We start from the raw sequence: 1,288 nt of genomic DNA, 5'->3' as shown, positions 1-1,288 counted from the left end.
CTTATGTGGCAATCTCCACGCAGAAAGGAGGGGCCGGAAAGACAACCCTGACAGTGCTTGTGGCAAGCTACCTGCACTATGTGAAAGGCTACAACGTGGCCGTGGTGGACTGCGACTTTCCGCAGTACAGTATTCATGACATGCGCAAGCGTGACCTGAAAGCCGTCATGGAGGACGGGCATTACAAAGTGATGGCGTATGAGCAGCTCAAGCGGCTGAAGAAAAACCCGTACACAATCAGATGCAGCCGCGCGGAGGATGCGATAAGAACCGCCGAAAATCTGACGGAGGCACAGCCCGACCTTGATTTCGTGTTCTTCGACCTGCCGGGTACTATCAACAATGCCGATGCGGTACAGACTATCGCCAAGATGGACTACATCTTCACACCCATCATCGCAGACAGGGTGGTGATGGAAAGTTCCATCAAGTTCGCCACAGTCATTAACGAACAGATGATAAGCACGGGAAAATCCGGCATCAAAGGAATCTACCTTGTGTGGAACATGGTGGACGGACGCGAGAAGACGGAACTATACAAGGCATACGACAAGGTATGCGCCGAGTTCGCCCTGCCTATCCTCGAAACATTCCTGCCGGACAGCAAGCGTTTCCGCAAGGAAACAGCGGCGGAGCGCAAGGCGGTGTTCCGTTCCACGGCGTTCCCTGCGGACAAGACACTGGTACGCGGCAGCAACCTTGACCGCCTTGTGGATGAAATTCTCGGTATCATCAAAAATTGAGTGTCATGGCAAAGAAAGCAAGAATCGAGGACATCGACAGTGATGCCATAATCAACTCGTTCCGTATGGACGATGCAAGCATACCGCCGGAAGCAAGAAGCACGGACGGCAATGTATCGGATCTACCACCGAAGGAAGAACCGCAGTCGGCCGGACCCCAACCTGCATCACGTCCCAAAGAAGAAACGGAACGCAGGCGCAGGAACGGCAAGCCGGAGAAGACGGATTACGATTCCATGTTCGTGCGGGAGTCCAATGTCACGGCAAGGCTCGGAAAACAGGTGTACATCCGAAAGGAGTACCACGACCGCATACTGAAAATGCTACATATCATCGGAGGTAACGAGGTGACTATCGCCGGTTTTCTTGACAACGTGCTGACCTACCATTTCACACAGTTTCAAGACGAGATAGCGGAATCCTTCAAGCGACACATGGAGTCATACAATTTATAAACATTTTAATCAATAACAACATGAGAAGAAAGATGAATGACAGTCAGGCGGACAGCCTGCAAACAAGAAAGAGTGAGAGAAACGTTGCCC

Annotated in this window: 2 protein-coding genes; both read left to right on the top strand. The window is 51.7% G+C overall.

The features are described 5' to 3' along the window. The coding region (locus AB5935_RS26580) for a ParA family protein (protein ID WP_368327937.1) at positions 1–743 on the top strand (743 nt) is incomplete at its 5' end. 5 nt (positions 744–748) lie between these two features. Next, positions 749–1,198 carry a DUF3408 domain-containing protein gene (locus tag AB5935_RS26575; RefSeq protein WP_005790808.1) on the top strand — a complete coding sequence of 150 codons (450 nt, stop codon included), beginning with the start codon at positions 749–751 and terminating at the stop codon, positions 1,196–1,198. Positions 1,199–1,288: the final 90 nt, after the last annotated feature.

The organism is Phocaeicola sp. RTP21198st1_B8_RTP21198_201120 (genome assembly GCF_040929485.1).
Classification (GTDB): domain Bacteria; phylum Bacteroidota; class Bacteroidia; order Bacteroidales; family Bacteroidaceae; genus Phocaeicola; species Phocaeicola dorei.
Note: the sequence above shows the minus strand (reverse complement) of the source record. Positions and strands in the feature narration are given on the sequence as shown.

Bases quoted from the DNA above. Each gene is read 5' to 3' on its own strand.
- AB5935_RS26575 (WP_005790808.1), top strand. From the start codon at position 749: ATGGCAAAGAAAGCAAGAATCGAGGACATCGACAGTGATGCCATAATC.